This window comes from Brevibacillus sp. YAE8 (genome assembly GCF_057543335.1).
This window is the reverse complement of sequence record NZ_BAAIYG010000124.1, coordinates 1-571: the sequence shown is the minus strand read 5'-3', so window position 1 is coordinate 571 and position 571 is coordinate 1. Positions and strand designations below refer to the sequence as shown.

Below are 571 nucleotides of genomic sequence, written 5' to 3'. Positions count from 1 at the left end.
CGTTATTATTTTTAAATTAATATCTTTACGAAAAAATATCTTTATGATAAAGTTATTTAGGTGGTTAACCAAATAGATGATTATAAAGAAACATATCTCCTAATAGATGGAGATAATATCTTTATGAAAAAGCTATATAAAAAAGTAATTTTATTAGTGAAGTATTAAGGAGGAGTAATGAATGTCTAGAAGTCGCTTAATGGTAACAAATTTTATTGGAATCATCGTTATTTTAGCTTTATTAATTGGAGGAGGATATTATTACGTTCAAAAATCGAACTATATTACAACGGATAACGCTAAAGTATCTGGAGATGTATACAACGTAGTTGCACCTGCAGCAGGTAAGGTAGCAAGCTGGACAGTGGAAGAAGGAAATGATGTATCAAAAGATGCTGAAATTGCTAAGATTCAAGCTGAAAAAGGCTCTGTAGCTGCTACAGTACCAGCAGATGGAAAAATTATTCAAACAAATGTAAAAGAAAATCAAATGGTTCAAGCTGGACAGCAAATTGCAACCGAAGTAGATATGAAAGATCTATTTATCGTAGCGAATATCAAAGAGGATCAG

At 31.2% G+C, this 571-nt stretch carries 1 protein-coding gene; it reads left to right on the top strand.

What is annotated here, in order from left to right; genetic code table 11:
* Window positions 1-181 precede the first annotated feature (181 nt).
* On the top strand, window positions 182-571 hold a 390-nt coding region (locus AC27IT_RS27940; RefSeq protein WP_487092283.1), incomplete at its 3' end, for a biotin/lipoyl-containing protein.